Annotated in this window: 19 protein-coding genes; 14 read left to right on the top strand and 5 right to left on the bottom strand. The window is 38.4% G+C overall.

The window, feature by feature from the left end; all coding sequences use genetic code 11:
• The first annotated feature begins 45 nt into the window (after positions 1–45).
• From IEE83_RS22730 to IEE83_RS22720, 3 genes are all read left to right on the top strand, one after another.
• Positions 46–606 carry a metal-dependent phosphohydrolase gene (locus IEE83_RS22730; RefSeq protein WP_194122775.1) on the top strand — a complete coding sequence of 187 codons (561 nt, stop codon included), beginning with the start codon at positions 46–48 and terminating at the stop codon, positions 604–606.
• A 2-nt stretch (positions 607–608) separates the two neighbouring features.
• Positions 609–911 (top strand): hypothetical protein, encoded by a 303-nt coding sequence (locus tag IEE83_RS22725; protein ID WP_194122774.1) that lies wholly within the window; start codon positions 609–611, stop codon positions 909–911.
• A 656-nt stretch (positions 912–1,567) separates the two neighbouring features.
• The gene (locus IEE83_RS22720; RefSeq protein ID WP_194122773.1) at positions 1,568–1,777 is read left to right on the top strand and encodes a hypothetical protein; all 210 of its coding nucleotides are present in this window, start codon (positions 1,568–1,570) and stop codon (positions 1,775–1,777) included.
• 236 nt (positions 1,778–2,013) lie between these two features.
• On the opposite strand, the gene IEE83_RS22715 is transcribed toward IEE83_RS22720, so the two are convergent.
• Positions 2,014–3,963 carry a M12 family metallo-peptidase gene (locus tag IEE83_RS22715; RefSeq protein ID WP_194122772.1) on the bottom strand — a complete coding sequence of 650 codons (1,950 nt, stop codon included), beginning with the start codon at positions 3,961–3,963 and terminating at the stop codon, positions 2,014–2,016.
• 782 nt (positions 3,964–4,745) lie between these two features.
• Between IEE83_RS22715 and IEE83_RS22710 the strand changes: the two genes are divergently transcribed.
• Positions 4,746–5,162, top strand: coding sequence for an SRPBCC family protein (locus IEE83_RS22710; protein WP_194122771.1), 417 nt, complete (start codon positions 4,746–4,748; stop codon positions 5,160–5,162).
• 57 nt (positions 5,163–5,219) lie between these two features.
• On the opposite strand, the gene IEE83_RS22705 is transcribed toward IEE83_RS22710, so the two are convergent.
• A complete protein-coding gene (locus IEE83_RS22705; RefSeq protein WP_194122770.1) occupies positions 5,220–6,830 on the bottom strand; it encodes a M81 family metallopeptidase in 1,611 nt (536 codons plus the stop codon).
• 320 nt (positions 6,831–7,150) lie between these two features.
• Between IEE83_RS22705 and IEE83_RS22700 the strand changes: the two genes are divergently transcribed.
• The 7 genes from IEE83_RS22700 to IEE83_RS22670 all read left to right on the top strand — a co-directional run bounded on the left by IEE83_RS22700 (position 7,151) and on the right by IEE83_RS22670 (position 12,928).
• Entirely contained in the window at positions 7,151–7,513 is a 363-nt protein-coding gene (locus tag IEE83_RS22700) for a hypothetical protein (RefSeq protein WP_194122769.1), read from the top strand.
• An 83-nt stretch (positions 7,514–7,596) separates the two neighbouring features.
• A complete protein-coding gene (locus IEE83_RS22695) occupies positions 7,597–7,992 on the top strand; it encodes a hypothetical protein (protein ID WP_194122768.1) in 396 nt (131 codons plus the stop codon).
• Between the two features lie 518 nt (positions 7,993–8,510).
• Positions 8,511–9,371 carry an alpha/beta fold hydrolase gene (locus IEE83_RS22690; protein WP_194122767.1) on the top strand — a complete coding sequence of 287 codons (861 nt, stop codon included), beginning with the start codon at positions 8,511–8,513 and terminating at the stop codon, positions 9,369–9,371.
• Between the two features lie 146 nt (positions 9,372–9,517).
• The gene (locus tag IEE83_RS33635) at positions 9,518–9,667 is read left to right on the top strand and encodes a helix-turn-helix domain-containing protein (RefSeq protein WP_194123518.1); all 150 of its coding nucleotides are present in this window, start codon (positions 9,518–9,520) and stop codon (positions 9,665–9,667) included.
• A 13-nt stretch (positions 9,668–9,680) separates the two neighbouring features.
• Positions 9,681–11,090, top strand: coding sequence for an AraC family transcriptional regulator (locus IEE83_RS22680; protein ID WP_194122766.1), 1,410 nt, complete (start codon positions 9,681–9,683; stop codon positions 11,088–11,090).
• Between the two features lie 247 nt (positions 11,091–11,337).
• Positions 11,338–12,243, top strand: a complete 906-nt coding sequence (locus IEE83_RS22675) for a helix-turn-helix domain-containing protein (RefSeq protein ID WP_194122765.1) — start codon at positions 11,338–11,340, stop codon at positions 12,241–12,243.
• Positions 12,244–12,322: 79 nt separating this feature from the next.
• Positions 12,323–12,928 carry a YdeI/OmpD-associated family protein gene (locus IEE83_RS22670; protein ID WP_194122764.1) on the top strand — a complete coding sequence of 202 codons (606 nt, stop codon included), beginning with the start codon at positions 12,323–12,325 and terminating at the stop codon, positions 12,926–12,928.
• Positions 12,929–12,947: 19 nt separating this feature from the next.
• Here IEE83_RS22670 and IEE83_RS22665 read toward each other — a convergent pair whose 3' ends face one another.
• Positions 12,948–14,276: a rhamnogalacturonidase gene (locus IEE83_RS22665; RefSeq protein ID WP_194122763.1), complete on the bottom strand. Its 1,329-nt coding sequence runs from the start codon at positions 14,274–14,276 to the stop codon at positions 12,948–12,950.
• A gap of 207 nt (positions 14,277–14,483) precedes the next feature.
• Between IEE83_RS22665 and IEE83_RS22660 the strand changes: the two genes are divergently transcribed.
• Entirely contained in the window at positions 14,484–15,026 is a 543-nt protein-coding gene (locus IEE83_RS22660; RefSeq protein WP_194122762.1) for a hypothetical protein, read from the top strand.
• Between the two features lie 88 nt (positions 15,027–15,114).
• On the opposite strand, the gene IEE83_RS22655 is transcribed toward IEE83_RS22660, so the two are convergent.
• Both IEE83_RS22655 and IEE83_RS22650 read right to left on the bottom strand, forming a co-directional pair.
• Complete coding sequence (locus IEE83_RS22655) at positions 15,115–16,080, bottom strand: alpha/beta hydrolase family protein (protein WP_194122761.1); 966 nt, start codon at positions 16,078–16,080, stop codon at positions 15,115–15,117.
• 128 nt (positions 16,081–16,208) lie between these two features.
• The gene (locus tag IEE83_RS22650) at positions 16,209–17,093 is read right to left on the bottom strand and encodes a helix-turn-helix domain-containing protein (protein ID WP_194122760.1); all 885 of its coding nucleotides are present in this window, start codon (positions 17,091–17,093) and stop codon (positions 16,209–16,211) included.
• A gap of 48 nt (positions 17,094–17,141) precedes the next feature.
• Here IEE83_RS22650 and IEE83_RS33045 point away from each other — a divergent pair, with 48 nt between their 5' ends.
• Positions 17,142–17,327 (top strand): winged helix-turn-helix transcriptional regulator, encoded by a 186-nt coding sequence (locus IEE83_RS33045; RefSeq protein ID WP_310588548.1) that lies wholly within the window; start codon positions 17,142–17,144, stop codon positions 17,325–17,327.
• Between the two features lie 152 nt (positions 17,328–17,479).
• On the top strand, positions 17,480–17,854 hold the full coding sequence (locus tag IEE83_RS22640) for a RidA family protein (RefSeq protein ID WP_194122759.1): 375 nt from the start codon (positions 17,480–17,482) through the stop codon (positions 17,852–17,854).
• The last annotated feature ends 443 nt before the right edge of the window (positions 17,855–18,297 follow it).

Here is an 18,297-nt window from a genome sequence, read left to right as displayed (position 1 = left end):
TGTATACGGAAGTAACGTTATTGAAAAAACTAAAAATCAATTTGAATGGAATTGTCAGATAAGCAGTGGGAGCTATTTGATTTCGTGAAAGAACAGCATGGCGAGCAAAAACGGAAGTACTCTGGTGAGCCGTACTGGACCCATCTTTTATCCGTAGCGCATATTGTGAGTGACTATTCAACCATTCATTTTGAAATTGAAATTGCTTTGTGTCATGATTTATTTGAGGATACGATGTGTACTCCCGACAAATTAAATGAGCATTTACTGAATCTGGGTTACGACAAATCTGGGAGGGACACGATATTGAGAGGTGTGAACGATCTTACTGATAAATTCACGAAAGAAGCTTATCCCAAATTTAACCGCAAACTCAGAAAAGGTTTTGAAGCACAACGATTATGGAAAATAAAGCCTTATTGTCAGACGGTTAAGTACGCTGATATTATTGATAACACAAGTTCAATTGTAGAAAATGATGCTGGTTTTGCCAGGATTTATCTCAGGGAAATTGATTCTTTCATCTGGAAAATCAATGCCGGAAACAAAGATTTATATGCACGATGCTGCAAACTTTTTAGTGAAGCGGTACATAAATTATTATAAATATGAATTCATCAGAGCAAAAGGAATTTGAATCTGTTACGCCGGCACAGGCTGAGGTACTGGAAACTGTAAGCATAATTCGTCATAATCTTGAATTACAATCTTTAAATTTGGAAGAGAATTCTGCTGCAAAAGAAGGTTACGAAGAAGCAATTATTTTACTGACAGAAAATAAAAATTCCTACGACCAGATTTCATCTTCCATTAAAAACCATGTAAGCCAGGCCATTGCTGTGCTTGCCATCAATTACTTAAATGGAGAATGCAGTCGGGAAACGTTTTTGGCGTTAATACCAAATGAATAATATGATTAAATGGCAACAAAATTGATTCTGCAAAAATGCAAAAGAACCTGAAAATGGTTCTTTTTTTGTGCCTGATGAGATACAATTTTGCATTTTGCCATTTAATAATTTAATTATTTTGTACTTATTATTCAGCTTATATTTACCAGTAACGTTGAGTAGTAGTTTTTAAAGGGGCTTCGTAGTTTTCGAAGTCCTTTTTTATTTATGCATTCTGGCCTGATTATTTTATTATCAGCCTTGTCTGCATAAACGTCATATTACTCAATACGACGATTAGATAGGTGTTTGGAAAAGAACTTTGGACTTTCTGAGGTTCTTTTTTTATGTTGTGATTTTGGCAAATCACCAACTTTTGACTGAGTTATTTAGCAATATCTAATCAATGTTTGCATACCACGGCAGTTTTTTCTGTTTTAATTGTTCTATTGGTTACAAATGTTTTACTTTTGCCAAAACTTACAAATTGTGAGTTAGGTAGAAATAATACTTATAAGAACTTCGGAGATTTCGGGGTTCTTTTTTGTTTCCTGATTCTTCGCGTCTTCACAGAATTTTCATTCGAAATAACATTCTGAAAATCAATCAGGATTTAATAAAAACCCGGATTGGTTAAAAATGTCGTAACTTAAAAAGGAAAACAAAGATTGTGTATTATGAAAGTGAAGATTATCACAAAAGAAGACCTGCCTGAGCCTGGTTCAATCGTAAAGTTTAGAATAAAAAATACTACACAATGGCGCGTGGGGCACAGAGATGCAGAAGGAAGTGATTTTATAGAAGAACCCCGCGGAATTATTTACCGATATTCCTGGAACCAGATCGACGAATACATGTTGTGGACAATTCCCGAAGTTGAAATTTAATAGATACTATCAGGATTAAAAGGAGGCAAGAGCCTCCTTTTTGATTTTAATTTTAAATGATTTGGGAAATAAATTTTCCATGACGGCATGTAATTTACCTATACTTGAACCTAATTTCTTTATAATTCGTGTAGGAAGTATGGTTTGATTTGTTCAATCAAAAAAGTTACCAATAAACATTAATTTAATATAATCGATTGTGTTAAAGCATTGAAAGCGAATGTTGCAAACAGGTATTATTGCAGTAAAATTCTTTTAACATCAGCCTTTTCTTTGGAGCCGGCATTAGGCATCACGTATAAATAATAGGTTCCTCGTGGCAGGCTGCTCACATCCACCTGGGTTTTGCTGCTATTTGCAGTCAATGTACTCGGGTTTGATATTGTGCGCACTACATCGGATCTTTCATTGTATAAAACAATTTGTTTTGGCTGTACTTCTTTATTTGAATTGCTGCTGTAATCGAGATTTATTACATCTCTTGCCGGATTTGGATATACACTAAGACCGGATTGCGTGCACTGCCAGCTAAAAGAAACTTTGTTGCTCATTGGGGTAGTTCCGCAAGCATTTTTGATAGTAGCCTGGACAAAATGTGCAGTTCCGCAATTTCCGCTATTGATATCTTCTACATTGTTAATCCCACTAAAAGCCAGATTTCCATCCAGATACCAATTGTAAGTTGCATAAGGAACTTCCGTCATAATCGCTGTAACAACACCGTTAGTATTTGGAGCGGATGCAGAAAAAGTAATTTCCGGAATCCCAACATAAACTTCTTTTGTTACCGTGACCGGTGTACTACATACGTCGATGACAGCGGTTATCGTAACAAGTCCATTTTCTGTTCCAATTCTTTTAGCAACTCCTGTCGTAGGATTAATGGATAATAAAGTAGAATTACTACTTGACCATGAAACTGATGTTCCAAATAAATTCGCTCTGAATGTTGTAGTACTGCAAACTGATGAATCTCCAAGAATTTCAAAGTTGTAATCCGAAGTAAGCAAGCTGTTTTCGTTACCGGCAATCCAGGCATTAATTTCTGATTTTGAAAATTCTGAGAACATGGGTGCGTCGTCAAGGCTGCTGCACATTAGTGAAGGAGCTTTTTCACTGCAACCTGATGCCGCATCTGTCGGGTGCGAAGCGTTGAAATTATGGCCAAGTTCATGCGCCGTGGTAAGATACTCATTAGTAGTACCATAGGTCAGCGAATAAGCCATGGAAGGTGTTTTACCAATGACGCCTTTGTGCGCGATACCCAGGGTAAATCCTTCAAGAAATTTGGATGTAAACAAATGTGCTACATCTCTTTTAACATTCGTGTGGTTCTTGTTCCAGTAACTTGTGAATTCAGTAAGGAGTTTGGCGGGATTGGTTGATGTATAAGGATCGTTTGCAGTGGCGTATACGTGTTGATAAGTTACCAAAATTTTGATGTTGAAAGTATTAAAGAAAATGCCTGCAACAATATTCATATCGTTCAAAATGCGTGCATTGGTGTTGTCACGGTGGTTTTTGTAATATTCAAAATCTGCATCCGTGGCAACTTCGAGAATTCTGCATTGCGCTGAAACCGTTGCAGCTTCTCTTGCACTGCTTTGAGCTTTTGAAACTACCTGGCTCACAGACTCTTCAATTCCGCATCCCGTAGCTGTTGATTTTACATCCTTTGTGTTATATACCACATAACGATTGTCTGACAAATTCGATTTTGTGATCGTTGATAAAGGCTCAATGGCGTAAAAACCGTTTTTTCCATCGCTGATTATTCCTTTAATCTGTTCATTATCAATATAAAGACGTACAAACTGGTTCGGATCATTATTCGCATATCCGGAATAAGTGTTGACAGCCGTCATGGATGAATCAACTATTTCTCCGTTTTCTGTGGTGATAGAAGCTTTGTAACCAGCACTTCTGATTTCGTTTTGCTGAATGGTCAAGTCCAGCGTCAGATCTTTTGATACGGCCAGTTGAAATTTCTTCGCTTGCAGAGGATTTCTTTTTACAAAACTGTTAAGCGAAGCGGGTTCCAGATTTACTACATTCAAAGATTTTGCAAAGCCGTCCAGTTTCACTACTTCGGTTTGAGAAATTCTGGCTGGTGCTGTAATTGGTGCAATGTTTTGCGCTTGTACTGTTTGAAAAAGTACAACAGACAAAATGAAAAGATTTTTCATGATCGTGAGATAAAGCTTATTAGCTGATAGGGAATGATAGTGTAATCCTTAAATTTTAATGACCTGATAATTGTGTTTTTGAGCCTGTAAATGCTTGAAATTAAGTTCTTCTACAAACGAGGGTTTAAATTGGAATTTTGGGTCGTTTTCTGCGGCTCGAATCTAAGTACTATAACAAAATTTAATTTGCAATAGCTTTTTGTAACTTTTTTCAATAAAGTATATACAATTCTACTAACTTGTAGAATTCCTTATTTTGTTGATTACAAGCATTTTATGTTGATTATGTCAAGAAGGTATTCGAAGTGGCATGCGTAATTCAAACGTGGACCCGCGAATTAATGAAAAGAAGTAAAATAGCAAAATTGTAACAATTTTATAGGTCAAAATTGAATTTTTGAAAAATTATTTTGCCTCAGCGAGATCAGGCAAAATATTATTTGTGGTATGCCAAAAGCTTCCGTTTTTTTTGAATAAAAATGTCAAATTCCTACTATTTCGCTTCGAACATTGTTCTATATACGTTTGCTGTTTTATGCTACTAAGGAATATTTTATTTGTAATAAAAATCTTACTTGTTTGTTCGAAAAAATCTCAATATTGGTTTTAGTTATTAAAACAGGTATATCTGGAATAAGAAATATTTGTTCAATCTGTCAAGTTGAATAGGGTAATCTGTCTTTAAGGATAATCCAAACAGGGAAAAAATTTAACAATCTGTCTTTTGATTAACTAAATAAAAGTTGCAGTTTAGATTACAAAAACAACTAAATGATAAAGAAATGGCAGCTGAACCCATAATCATTGAAGCAACAATAGAAGCACCCATTGAAAAAGTCTGGGAAACCTGGACCAAGCCAGAACATATTACCCAATGGAGTTTTGCGTCCGAAGACTGGTTTACGCCAAAAGCTGAAAACGATCTTCGTCCCGGCGGCGAATTTTCAACCCGGATGGAAGCCAAGGACGGCAGCTTCGGATTTGATTTTGGTGGTATCTATGACGAAGTGACCGAGCACAAATTGATATCCTATACTTTGGGCGATGGCAGAAAAGTGAAAATTGAATTTGAAGAAAATGGGAATGAGACCAAGATTGTCGAAACGTTCGATCCTGAGGATCAAAATCCGGTTGAAATGCAAAAAGGCGGATGGCAGGCGATTTTGAATAACTATAAAAAATATACTGAGGGATTGTAATTTTGAATGATATAACAAAAGAGCGGCTAAAACTTCATTTAGCCGCTCTTTTGTTATTTATTTTTCGGATGATGGCACAAGTTTGGCTTTCAAATCCGGATCTTTCATGTTTTTATCCAAAGGATACATCGGGTGCTGGATTCTTTTATAACCGAGTCTTTTCAAATCCTGATCAACACCTCCCGGAGTTAGAGCCAGAAGCCAATCGGCGCGCATATTATAAAGTTCAGGTTCAAGATAACCAATTTTGACAACCACGATGTCAGATTTGCGCGGGTTCAATCCAAGTCTGGTAAAGTCCGCTTCCTTATGATAAGGCTTACGTTTTTTGGTGACAATGACATGGACACTTCCTACTTTGATAACAACTTCCGTTTCCGCGTTCAAATCACCGTGCTCTATGGATTCAACTGTGCCGACAAGTCTTACCGGCGGAGCAAAACGTGCATCAACCGCTGCGCCGGCCAAAGCATCAATTTTTCCGCCAATGCCAGCCTTGATAGCAGCCTCAACAACAGCTGGTCCGGGAATGGATGCATAAATAAGCGAAGGACCATTTTCAGATTTAAATTCAGGACGTTTTAAAATTTCTGTCAAAGTCCACGTTACATCACCAGCTCCGCCCGCAGTAGGGTTGTCGCCGGAATCACTGATAAAAAATGGGTGTTTCTGGCTCTTAACAGCGGCGTTAAGCGCTTCATCTAATGTTGCTGTTGGTGCCACGAAATCAAACTTTGACCGTACATTCCAAAAGCTACTTGCCAGTTTTTCCGCCGTTTTTGTTACTTTTTCCTTATCATCCCCGGTTACCATTACCACCGCGTGGTTGCGTGGTTCATCCGCCCAGGCATACCCGATCCAGATTGCTGCATCGATAATTCCCGGTTGCAAAGAAGCGGGAGAAACGGCTGCATACAAAGTTTTTCCAGGCTCAATCCTTGTACTTGTCTGTTCACCTGGCAATAAGATAGGTACAGGAATATAGGCTTTGTAAGCAGGTTTTCCTTTTCCGCTTTCCAGTCGGGACAACATATTTGCTACTGCTCGTCTTTTGGTCGCCATGGCATCTTCATGCGGTGCCATTCGATAGCAGGTTATTAAATCCGTATTTTGCGCAAGTCTCCACGAAACATTTCCGTGCAAATCCATGGAAGTTGAAATAAACGGTTTTTTGCCAACCACTTCACGAATTCTGATCAGAAAATCTCCTTCGGGATCATCCATGCCAACAACGCTCATGGCGCCATGGATGTCATAAAAAATGGCATCATAAGGAAGATTTTTTCTCAACAAATCCAGCGACTGTTTTACCATCGATTCATATGCCTCTTTCGTAACGGTGCCACCGGGCAAAGAACGGCCCATAAACGCCGGAAGCCAGTTTGCACTTTTGCGAAGTACAGAATCAGGTGAAAAAAATGGATAAGAAGTAAAAATCTGGTCGCCACGTTTTGGATGAAAAGCTTCCTCATTCGTACGGGCCGGCGAGAATGTACTGGATTCAATTGCCAAACCAACTATCCCTATACGTGGCAGGGGTTTTTGTACAGATTCAGAAATTGATTTTTCCTCAACTACATTATTTTCAGGCTCTTTTGCAGAAACTGGAATACTGGGTTGAAAAAAGGTGAGATAAATAGAAGTGAGAAGCAAAAAAGTTCGTTTCATATATAAAATTTGGTCCAGGAAACATTTTAAAATATTTTATTAAATATAATCAACTTTCGACGTCTCTGGTAAATTTGCCCGAAAACTTTCAAATGATTGCTTCAAACTGCTATTAATTGGTTGAATTGTATAATTGGAGTTACTTCATCGCCGAGTGACCATCAATGTTTGTCCGAATATCGCAGTGCTAGTTATTATGTTTTGTTTGATAGTATGGGAATAGAATTAAAGTAGATAATTTGATTTTGGTAAGTTTTGGATTGATTTTAGCAAAACTTAAAATAGCTGTAATTTCTAGATTTGTAAAAAAATATACAGATATGATTATCAAGTTAATCAGTAGAGCACTTATTTTGTTCACAGCTTACATGGGTTTGAAACATGGCTGGCAAGCACTTCATATAAAACCCGGTGACACAGGACCTGAAGTTGAATTGTTTAACAAATTGAATGTAAGTCCGGGGGCTATAAAAATTATTGGTGTTTTAAGCATTCTGGGTGCGCTTCTTATTTTGGCTCCGCAAACGTTTTTCATCGGGAATTTGCTAAATGCCGTGGTCATTTTATTTCTTATGGCCATGTTTTTGAATGTTAGCGAAATAAAAGCAACAATAATTGAAGTACCGTTTCTGATTGCGCCCTTGCTACTGATTTATTTGAAATATCCGTTTGAATTCTCGTGACGAGAGGATTTTAAAACTTGCATATTCAAACAACGTGGATAAATTTAAGATCGATTTATTAACGTTGATGCTAAAATATTTTCATGAATAAACCTGCTCCCGAAGAATTACAAAGCTTTTTTCGTTCTGATATTTTCCAGTCGGAACTGGCAAAAAATGGAGATTTTTCACTGGTCATCAAAGCATTTTACGAGCGGTTTTATTCGGAATTTGATCAGGAAAAATACAATAAAATTGGTGTACACATTGATCAGATACGGCGTGAGCAGTTAATTTTTGATGAACAAACGGATGATAATCACGAAAAGGAATATAAAACAATCATCGATTTTCATTTTATAAAGGAAACCGCAAACAAACAATCTTTTTCATTAATAGGAACCGAGGAGGAAAGATTTTTTTATAATCTGAACAGTGAAGAACTTTTAAACTTTTTTATTCTGAGGTTTAGAAGATTCAGCAAACTTTTTATTCCATAAAGGAATGATTTAAATCAGCACCGAAAAATATTTGATTTTTTTTCATTCGCTAAATCTAAACTTTCATCCGTGTCGTATATATGTAGTCCGCGACTTTAAAAGTTCGGATAGAGGAGGGTTTAGAAACAGCTTCGGAAATTCCGGAGCTTTTTTTGTGCCCGATTTTTCCTGAAATACGTTCAATAAGATTAACCATAAATTAAAACGGGAACAGAATCAAAGCGCAGAAAATCAGCAGTCAACTCCCTCTTTAGTGATCAGAGATTGATTGTGAAATTTAAAATAGGTAGGAAGATAATTATGCACACACGATTTTCATACCGGAATATTCTATTCAGACGGATCTAAATATCAGTAACATTTTTGCGGGCAAAAATCAAATCCGTAAAATAGGTTTAGCGCAGATATCCCAAAAAGTTATATTCGAATCGGTATATTTGTTTATTCAAAAACAATGGAAAAAAGCGTCAGTCAACGGATTGATTTACTGGTTAAAAATTTCAATTGAAATCAATAAAATGAATAAAAACCTATTTGTTTATCTGCTTTTTATATTGTGCGTGCCATGTACATTTGCCCAATCTTCTTTGCCAATATCATCTTCCGCAAACGTTTTGTACGGCAACAATGCAAAAGCAGGTAAATACGCAGACATCCGTGGTTTCAAGATGTATTATGAAATTTACGGCACAGGAAAACCACTTTTGCTGATTCATGGGAATGGCGGTTCCATAGAAAATTTCAAAAACCAGATTCCATATTTTGCCAAAAATTATAAAGTAATTGTAGCCGACAGTCGGGCGCAGGGAAAATCAGCGGATATGGCTGATTCACTTTCCTATGAAATGATGGCGGATGATCTCAACGAATTACTGAATAAGCTTCATGTAGATTCCTGCAATGTTATTGGGTGGAGTGATGGCGGAATCGATGGAATTCTGCTGGCAACCAGACATCCGGAAAAAGTAAAGAAACTGGCCATAACCGGAGCAAATTTATGGCCGGATACATCAGCTGTTGAGTCTTCACTGTTTAACTGGATTGTTACGGTAAATGATAGTTTGGCAAAAGTGCAGCAGACACCGGCTGTAAAGGGGCAAAAGAAATTGCTGAATCTGATGATTTTGCAACCGAATATTTCAACCGCAGATTTGAAAAACGTAAAATGTCCAACACTCGTCATTGGTGGAGATCATGACGTGATTTTGCCAAAACATACTATGATCATTGCGGATGCCATTCCAAAATCATATTTATGGATTTTGCCAAACTCAGGACATTCGACGCTTGTCGTGTACAAAAATATCTTTAACCAGGTAGTCGGGGATTTTTTCAAAACGCCTTACCGTATCCAAAAAGGAATGGCTCGACTTGAATGAACCAGGTATAAATTAAATATCTTTTTGGACGGCAATGTGGATAATCTGACTTTGACTTCTGACGTTCTTTGAAAAGAAATGGGACTGAGTTATTCGCAGCTATTTCGGATCGCTAAGGAAGAACGCACCTTCCAAATACGCTTTATATTAATCAGAAAAGATTAGAAAAAGCTCGAAATCTGCTTGCAGAAACTGATATGAGGATTTCTGAAATTGCGTATCTTGTGGGCATCGAAAGTCCTCGGAATTTAGCAAATACTTTTTCCAGGCTTCCAGATCACTCCAACCGAATTTAGAAACAAGTCTGCCATGGAAAAAAATACAAAATCGACTGCTCAGAAAGTGTCCATTGCCGTTTTACCTTTTTTGAATCTCAGCAATGATCCTGAGCAAGAGTATTTTAGCGATGGAGTAACGGAGGAAATTATTAATGTATTAAGTCATGTGCCTGATTTGCAGATAGCAGGGCGCACTTCGTCTTTTACTTTCAAAGGTAAAAACCAGGACATTCGATTGATCGGTGAACAATTGAATGTCAATCATATTCTGGAAGGCAGCATCCGGAAATCCGGAAATAAGCTTCGGATTACGGCAAATCTTATAAAGGTTGAGGATGGGTATCAAATCTGGTCTGAGAAATATGACCGGGAATTGATGGACATTTTTGATATTCAGGACGAGATTGCGCTGGCGATTTTGAAAGAAATAAAAATACAACTGCTGGGCGGCGAAGAAGTAACGCCTTTCAAAAGATATACGAATAATCCGGAAGCTTATCAGTTGTATTTGCATGGCCGTTTTTATCACAACAAATTTGCAGGAGCGGATGAATTCAATAAAGCAATTGGATATTTTCAGTCGGCCATTGAGCTCGAACCGACCTATGCGATCGCGTACGCGGGAATCGCTTCCTGTTATCTGAACATGTGGTTTTATCGTCTTCTTCCTGCGGCCAAAGCTTTGCCGTTGATGAAAAAAGCAACAGAACAAGCGCTGGAACTGGATAATTCGATTGCGGAAAGTTATCTGGCGCTCGCCCGTATGCAAATGTTATATGAGTGGGATTTTGCAAACGCATCTGTCACTTTCAAAAAAGCACTGGAATTAAACTGGAACGCTGCTGAATTACATATCCAATTTGCCTTATACTCCGCTTTGACGGGCGATCTTGCCAAAGCGGATGAACATGTAACCCAAGCCTTATCACTGGAACCATTTTCGCTAATCAATAACTTTTATGCTGCTTACGTATATTGGATAGCCGGAAATATTGAAAAAGCAGTTGGCCAGGGAAGAAAACTGGTCGCGCTGGAACCTTCATTCTGGGGTGGATATATGATCACAGGCTTGAATCTAATCACACTGAAAGATTATCCGGATAGTCAGGAAGCGCTGGAAACTGCGCTGGAACTGAACTATAACGGGATTACTTTGAGTGCCTGCGGTGCCTTATTCGGATTATCCGATGAAACGGAAAGTGCCTGGGATATTCTTACGCAGATGACGTCATTGAGCAAAAATCAGGTTGTGGCGAATTACGACATGGGCATTGTGCATGCCTGTGTAGGCGATGCGGATACAGCTTTGGATTATTTTCAAACCGCAATAGACCAGCATGAGTCATCGATGCTGTTTTTCAAATTTATTGTACGCGACTGGCTTTCAGGTCATTTGCACGACGACCGATACGAATCCCTCATTCAGCAAATTGTGAAATAGCAGGATTTAAGAATTGTCTATCAATTTGGATAGGGACATTTTTGGTGCTGTATCTGTTTTGTTAAAATTCGATACTTTAAAGCGTAATAAGGAAAAGTGGTGGCTGAGTAAATTGTGACCAGTATTTAATATTCGGGATTGAAAATTTAAGCCATACCGTAATTGGCAACGATTCAACCTGCGCAATAAAACCTTGAAAAGCTGCAATCAGATCGTTAAATTTGATTTTCACAAATCCGCAACCAGCATGACCTCAAATTCCATTGACGACTTTTACAAAAGGGCTACGGCAACATTGCCGGAAGGAATTTCTAAGGAAATCGGTCATTTCAATGTGTTTGAGATTGAAAAACTGTTTGACAAAAAAACAGGTACCCGGATTATGCCTTACAGCAGAAGATCTTATTACAAAATAAGTTTTCTTCAAGGTAAAAACCGGGCGGAGTATGCTGATAAGGTTATTGAAATAAATGGAAGCGCTTTGCTTTTTGCAACGCCCAAAATACCGTATCACTGGATTCCGGAGGACGATAACCAGACAGGCTTATTTTGTATTTTCACCAGTGATTTTCTTTCGAAAAACAGGGCTGGCGTTGTGCTGGATGATTTACCAATTTTCCGCCCAGGCGAATTGCCGGTTTTTGAACTGACATCAGAGCAGGCAGAAGAGTTGGGATATTTATTTCGGAAAATGTACAAGGAGTTGCAAACGGACTACATTTATAAATATGATCTGTTGCGTAATCTGCTCCTGGAAGTGATCCATTACGGACAGAAATTGCAACCCGCTTCTTCTCTCAGTTCAGTACAAAATGCTTCTGACAGGATTTCATCCTTGTTTATCGAGTTGCTTGAAAGGCAGTTTCCATTGGAATCTCAGGAGCAAAGACTTGGTCTGCGTACTGCCAAAGATTATGCGGACAGACTGGCCGTTCATGTAAATCATCTCAACAAGGTGCTCAAAGAAATTACCGGAAGCACAACCACGGAAATCATCAGTAACAGAATTGCGCAGGAAGCGAAAATTTTGCTCAAACAAACCGATTGGAATATTTCAGAAATCGCTTATACATTAGGATTTGATGATCTTGCCAATTTTTCTCATTTTTTTAAAAAGCAGACTTCATTTACGCCAATGGGTTTTCGGTCTTGAAAGGTTAACCCGACGTCAGTAATGCTGTCGAAAGCCGTCTTCAGGATAAAAGTTATTTTTCGAGAAAATCAAAATGGAAATGTCAGAAAAGGATTTAAAAACTTTTTGTCCAGAAAGCCGTCATCAGTGGCGGAGATGGTTAGAAGAAAACCACGATCGGGAGAGATCTGTCTGGGTGATTTTCTATAAAAATAAATCAAATCTTCCGACGATCACATGGAGCGAAGCGGTAGATGAAGCACTTTGTTTTGGTTGGATAGACAGCATTGCGAAGCCCATTGATGAAGAAAAATTTATGCGGTTTTTTAGCAAAAGAAAAGCAAAAAGTGTTTGGTCAGCCATTAATAAAGAAAAAATCAAAAGACTTATTGATGAAAAACTTATAACCAAGGCAGGCTTTGAATGCATAGAAATCGCAAAACAAAATGGTACCTGGACAATTTTGGATCATGTTGAAGCGCTTGTAATTCCGGAGGATTTGGAAAAAGAGCTTCAAAAAAGACCTAGTGCGAAAAGTTACTTTTCAAGTCTTAGCAAATCGGATAAAAAGGGAATTCTACAATGGCTCGTTCAGGCCAAACGGTCAGAAACACGGGAGAAACGAATCATCGAAATCGCTGAACTCGCAGAGCAAAACCTGAAACCAAAAGTCATTCAATGGACAAAAAAACCGTTGGATGAATGAGTTGGATTACGTTCAATTCTTACTTGATTATCTTTTCATTAACCCTCACATTATTCAGCTCAAAACCTTGAACAACCGTTTTGTCATAAGCACCATTTTTGGCCGTGATATTCAGGTTTTCAAAATTGAATTTAGATAATTTATCAAATTCACCAGGATTTACATCAAAAAATACGTCACATTTTAGGTTGATGTTTTTCAAGCTGATGTTGTCACAATAAGATAAGGGAGTATCTTTTCTGCCTTTCAAATCAAAAAACTGAGTCCATGGTTTGACATAAATCAAACTGTGTGCATAACCGTCAACATTTTCAACACGCACAAATTCATATTTTTGCGGAGTGTCCGGCCGCATTTTCAGCCAGAGAACACGCATTGCATTGGTAATATGGCAATTTCGCATCACAATATTTTTGTTGTGAATAGCCTCGCTTCCGCAGGTAAGTGCTGCGTGACAAAATCCGAATTCACAATTTTCAATAATAATATTTGTGTTTTCGCCATTGCCCGGATCCTTATCCGCATATGGTCCTTTTCCACCTTTTAACGCAATAGCATCATCATTTACAGCCAGATAACAGCCTTTGATGAGCACATTACTGCAAACATCCAGGTCAATAGCATCCGTGCTTGGTGCTTTTACAGGTTCATGCGGCGCGGTAATTCGCACATTCAGGATCTTGATATTATTGCACTGATAATAATGGCTCGTCCAGAAACCTGAGTTTTGCAACCGGATATCCTGAATCTGGACATTATTACATTTCCATATAAAAACCAGTCGGGGCCTGGACACTTCCAGATTGGTACAATTGGGATTTTCTTTTCTTCTCTGCCAAAATGCCTTCCAGTAATTTAGTCCGTTGCCATCAATTGTGCCTTTTCCTGAAATTGTAAAACCATTGACGCCATAGGCATTTACCAACGCAGGAAAATAATCCAGACTTTGCCCTTCCATTCTTGATGGCATAATCGGATAATCAGCAATGTTGTCCGAACCTTTTAAAACGGCGCCTTCCGAAACAAACAAATGCGTATTGGGCTTAAAAAACAAAGCACCACTCAGAAAAATACCTTTTGGAATAATAATGACGCCACCTCCCTGCTGGTGAGCCTGATCAATTATTTTCTGGATAACGGCTGTTTGAACAACGCTGCTGTCAATCACCGCTCCGTGTTTTGTTATTACAAATTGTTTTCCCAAATCTTTCAGGTCGATCTTTGAACTGTCTGAAAACCAGTCAGGTATTTTTGTTCCGTCAGGGAAATTGATAGATTTATTCCCCTGTGAAAAAGCGGCGAAAGAGATGTAAAGCAGGTGTAAAATGAGCAAACAGGATTTTGCCATAATTGTAATGAATATCTATCGTGAATTGTAACTATTTTTGGTTTGTTAATGCTGTCTTTCAAAGTCATCATCGCCAGCTATCCTATTGAATGACGTTGATTTTGTTGCAAAGCCCTTAAAGAATAAAATAAGGCCAATCAAATTCTGTATCGGATAATTTGACTGATCACAAACGCTAAATTTAGAGATTCACAGGTTTTAACTGGTATGAAAAATAAATCGGAATACTCTTCACTGGGATTTTTTGCATTAATCATGGTTTTGATACTTCTGGTATACTTCACCAGTGCCGGAGTATTTAAAGATCAGATCTTAAAACGAAGCGAATTGGTCGAGGCAGACAGTACGGGTAGTGTCACAGCAGAAGGCCATAAATTTGTAAATAAAACCGAGATGCAGGTATATATGATGGAGCGAGGTTTCAACAAATTTTACCCACCATACAATGATATTTCGAATCCAATCATAATAATGCTGGCCGCCATGTCATTGGCTGCAATTGGCGTAATACTAAATGAAATTTACGATGAGGGGAGTGGTATCTTATTGATAAACAGACTCTTGTTTGGGATATTCCTCGGAGCGGTTATTTGGTTTATTGGCGAGCGCGCTTTTGGTATCAATGAATCTGGTAGTGGACATAATTCGGTTTTTATCATATCGCTTATTGCCGGGACGTTTGCCAGTAAAATTCTGAATGGAATAAAGACTATATATAAAAGTTCTTCAAGTAAAAGATCAATTAGTTGACCTTCAATAATCTGTTTTTCAGATCTTAAAGCAAAAAATGACTCCGACGTATCGCCAGTGCCATTTGAAATTATCATTTTTTAATCTTTCATTTTCCTTCAATCTTACCGATCGGATTTGAGCGTTCATTAAATTCTTTCCGTGCTGTCGCCCAGGAAGAATCTTCTGGATACAGTGCACTGCGAAGATATGCCAGCGAAAGTTGCTGTACTGCGGCAACGCGCTCAGGATTTTCGTCACTTGTTTCGGTAACGAGATATCCGGAAATTCCACCTAGCAAATGTTCGCCATCAAATAAAGTTACCAGCCAATCTGCGCCCGGGCTCAAAGTATAGGCGTCGGTAAACCAATCCCATCCCCGGATAGTGAGCGGCGAAATATCTTTATCCCCGGCAATCACAAGGGCCGGTGTAGTCATTTCTGCGTAGCTTGGATTCATAAAAGGATAATGCTCTGCGGCGAACGGACTTAGGTCTTTCCCTCCTTTCCCCGCCGGAGTAAGAAGTATCCCAGCCTTAATTCTCGGGTCAGACATATCCTCGCCCAGACTTCCGTCAGGCGCAATAATCCGTGCACCTAACAACATCCCTGTCGTTTGCGATCCAAAAGAATGTCCGACCGCAGCAATACGGTCACGGTCCAGACGACCTTTAAGTCCCAGGACAGAATCTTCAATAAAATCCAGATTGTCCAGAATTTGTTTCATATCCTCAACACGAAACTTCCATATTAAAGGCGTGCGCGGATCTTCGGGGCTGAGCGCCAGCGTTCTTGAATCAAGAAAAGTGGGTTGAATTACGACAAAACCATTGGCTGCCCAGAAATTAACCAGTGGGGCGTAACCATCCAGTGAAGAGCCGTAGCCATGTGCGAAAATAATAACGGGTAATTGATTTCCGGTTATTGGCGCGGAAACCCGCAATTGTATATCTTCCCCGCGTTCCGGAGCTGAAATTATAACAGGACTTACAGATAGAACTGCGCTTGGCGCATTTACCGCCTGATGATGCGTTATGTCGACTACTTCCTGTTCATTTAATTTTCCTTCTTTCATGATTTTGTATTAAAAGTTTAAAGCAACGGACAGATGTTATGGCTGATGGCTGCAATTAATTTGATAATACAAAGCTCCGGTTTAAAGGCTTTTTCGAATAAAGAGAATCAAACCGAAAATTATAATTTTCATACTTTTTCTTTACTCTTCCTGAAAGTGTTAGGAGTAAGGTCGGTAATCCTTTTGAAGTAGTTATTAAAGTAGCTTGGATATTCAAAGCCTAACGCATAAGCAATATCCGCAACGCTCCAATTGGTATGCAACAAGAGTGCTTTCGCTTCTGACGCAATACGTTCGGCGATATGTAAGGAAATTGGTTTGCCGGTAATTTCTTTTACAGAGCGGTTAAGATAGTTGACATGCACGGACAGACTTTCGGCAAAATCCTGGGCAGTTCTTAATCGTAGCGGATCTGCCGCTGTTTCTATTGGAAATTGTTTTTCCAATAATTCCATAAATAAATACGTCATTCTTCCGGCGGCATTTTTCTGTTTCAGTTCATTTTGTGGCTGAATCCGCAGTGCCTCATGAACAATAATATCTATGAAACTTCTGAGCATTTCGGCCTTTTTGTCATATTCTCCGCTATATACAGCTTGCATTCTTTGAAAAAGAGAGGAAATGAAAGCTGCCTGTTCATTGTTCAAAGGAATAATGGGATTTCCGTCAAAACGAAATATTGAGCTGTTTAAAAGACTATCGGTCCGTTCTCTGCTTCCAATAAAGCGCTCGGTAAAAACACATGCATATCCTTTCTGCTCAGGAGATAAATGTTCATTGGAATATGCGATGTGCGGATTGCCAAAAAACAGGAAAGTATCATTGATGTTAAATGTCTGATCGCCATAACAAATTTTAAAATGTCCCGTCGCCAGAACGATTTTATAAAAATCCCGTCTGCCATAAAAAAGTGAAGGATAGGATGGCCCGGTAATCTCATGGACTTTAAAGCCTTTCAATTTTATATCAGAACTTTGGAATCCCGCAACTTGACATTCTAGATTTGTCTTCATGTTGTAAAGTTAATAAAATCAAACTTTTTTTGAGGAATTTATATCATAGTGCTAAAAAGGCAAAGATTTGGAATCACCCACGCCAAAATGGGGATCATTAGCCGGAAAATCCAGGCCGAACAAACGGGGGAACTGGAAGGAAATGGTATTGTAAAAAGAGAAGATTTCAAAGAAGTGCCACCGAGCGTGGAGTATTCTTTGACAGAAATTGTTTTGAGTTATTGCAGATTTTAAATTTATTGACCGAGTTGAATTTGCGGCATAGTACTGTGGCGGAGGTTGATGGTTTAGAAATGAATCACGGTATTGAGGCAGAATAATTGATGAATTTCTTTTGAATTCGGTTATTTTTGAGATTCAACCTTTATGAATGATCAAATCAATATATGGATATCAATCAGGAAAAAAACATCGCACCCATATTACCTCTTTCCAAAGCTCTGGTAGCTAATGGTTTTCTATTTATTTCAGGCCAGATCGGATCAGCTGGCGGAAATTTGGTAACTACATCGTTTGCGGATGAAGTAAAACAAGTGCTGACCAATATTGAGACGGTACTAACCGAACACAATCTCACTTTTGATCACATTGTCAGCGTTACTATTTATCTTAACGATATGAGATTGTTTGATGAGCTGAACCTTGTGTACGGTCCTTATTTCAAAAACCGCTTCCCTACACGTACTTGTATTGCGGTTGCCGGTTTGCCCAAACTTGCGCGTGTGGAGATGACGACGGTGGCTAGTTTGGTGCTGGAATAGGATAAATGAGGGATTATTATTGTTTGTATTAAATCTTCGATCTTGTTTGGACAAGAGTTAAGAATTTATCTGGGGAGTTCTGGTTTGGGACTCTCTATTTTTTTGATTAAATAAAAGTAGCATTTATCTATTTTTTAGAGCCATTTATTCAATGAGTAAATTTTGATTTATAATACACATATCAATGGTTAGAGGAAAATAATAAAGCTAAGAGTATGAAGATAACAAGATTAAACCATGGTTATAGTTGGTATTGTTAAATGAAAAGACATTTCTCGTCTGTCTGAAAAAATATTTAATGTGGTATCTTGCTTTAACTAATATATGTTCATGTTTTGGGTGAAAAGTCATCGCTAGGGCAGAGACAACATTAATTGGATTGGCCCTTCGGTTAAAAAATTATCCGCTTAGGTCTTTGAGTAGTTCGTATATGAGCATGAGAA

The sequence above is a fragment of the Dyadobacter subterraneus genome, from assembly GCF_015221875.1.
Taxonomy (GTDB): domain Bacteria; phylum Bacteroidota; class Bacteroidia; order Cytophagales; family Spirosomataceae; genus Dyadobacter; species Dyadobacter subterraneus.
The sequence above is the reverse complement of the archived record's forward strand: the minus strand, read 5'-3'. Positions and strand labels throughout refer to the sequence as shown.

What these genes read in the sequence shown, in the direction of transcription:
- IEE83_RS22730 (WP_194122775.1), top strand. Translation starts at nt 46, where the DNA reads ATGGAATTGTCAGATAAGCAGTGGGAGCTATTTGATTTCGTGAAAGAA.
- IEE83_RS22725 (WP_194122774.1), top strand. Translation starts at nt 609, where the DNA reads ATGAATTCATCAGAGCAAAAGGAATTTGAATCTGTTACGCCGGCACAG.
- IEE83_RS22720 (WP_194122773.1), top strand. Translation starts at nt 1,568, where the DNA reads ATGAAAGTGAAGATTATCACAAAAGAAGACCTGCCTGAGCCTGGTTCA.
- IEE83_RS22715 (WP_194122772.1), bottom strand. Translation starts at nt 3,963, where the DNA reads ATGAAAAATCTTTTCATTTTGTCTGTTGTACTTTTTCAAACAGTACAA.
- IEE83_RS22710 (WP_194122771.1), top strand. Translation starts at nt 4,746, where the DNA reads ATGGCAGCTGAACCCATAATCATTGAAGCAACAATAGAAGCACCCATT.
- IEE83_RS22705 (WP_194122770.1), bottom strand. Translation starts at nt 6,830, where the DNA reads ATGAAACGAACTTTTTTGCTTCTCACTTCTATTTATCTCACCTTTTTT.
- IEE83_RS22700 (WP_194122769.1), top strand. Translation starts at nt 7,151, where the DNA reads ATGATTATCAAGTTAATCAGTAGAGCACTTATTTTGTTCACAGCTTAC.
- IEE83_RS22695 (WP_194122768.1), top strand. Translation starts at nt 7,597, where the DNA reads ATGAATAAACCTGCTCCCGAAGAATTACAAAGCTTTTTTCGTTCTGAT.
- IEE83_RS22690 (WP_194122767.1), top strand. Translation starts at nt 8,511, where the DNA reads ATGAATAAAAACCTATTTGTTTATCTGCTTTTTATATTGTGCGTGCCA.
- IEE83_RS22680 (WP_194122766.1), top strand. Translation starts at nt 9,681, where the DNA reads ATGGAAAAAAATACAAAATCGACTGCTCAGAAAGTGTCCATTGCCGTT.
- IEE83_RS22675 (WP_194122765.1), top strand. Translation starts at nt 11,338, where the DNA reads ATGACCTCAAATTCCATTGACGACTTTTACAAAAGGGCTACGGCAACA.
- IEE83_RS22670 (WP_194122764.1), top strand. Translation starts at nt 12,323, where the DNA reads ATGTCAGAAAAGGATTTAAAAACTTTTTGTCCAGAAAGCCGTCATCAG.
- IEE83_RS22665 (WP_194122763.1), bottom strand. Translation starts at nt 14,276, where the DNA reads ATGGCAAAATCCTGTTTGCTCATTTTACACCTGCTTTACATCTCTTTC.
- IEE83_RS22660 (WP_194122762.1), top strand. Translation starts at nt 14,484, where the DNA reads ATGAAAAATAAATCGGAATACTCTTCACTGGGATTTTTTGCATTAATC.
- IEE83_RS22655 (WP_194122761.1), bottom strand. Translation starts at nt 16,080, where the DNA reads ATGAAAGAAGGAAAATTAAATGAACAGGAAGTAGTCGACATAACGCAT.
- IEE83_RS22650 (WP_194122760.1), bottom strand. Translation starts at nt 17,093, where the DNA reads ATGAAGACAAATCTAGAATGTCAAGTTGCGGGATTCCAAAGTTCTGAT.
- IEE83_RS22640 (WP_194122759.1), top strand. Translation starts at nt 17,480, where the DNA reads ATGGATATCAATCAGGAAAAAAACATCGCACCCATATTACCTCTTTCC.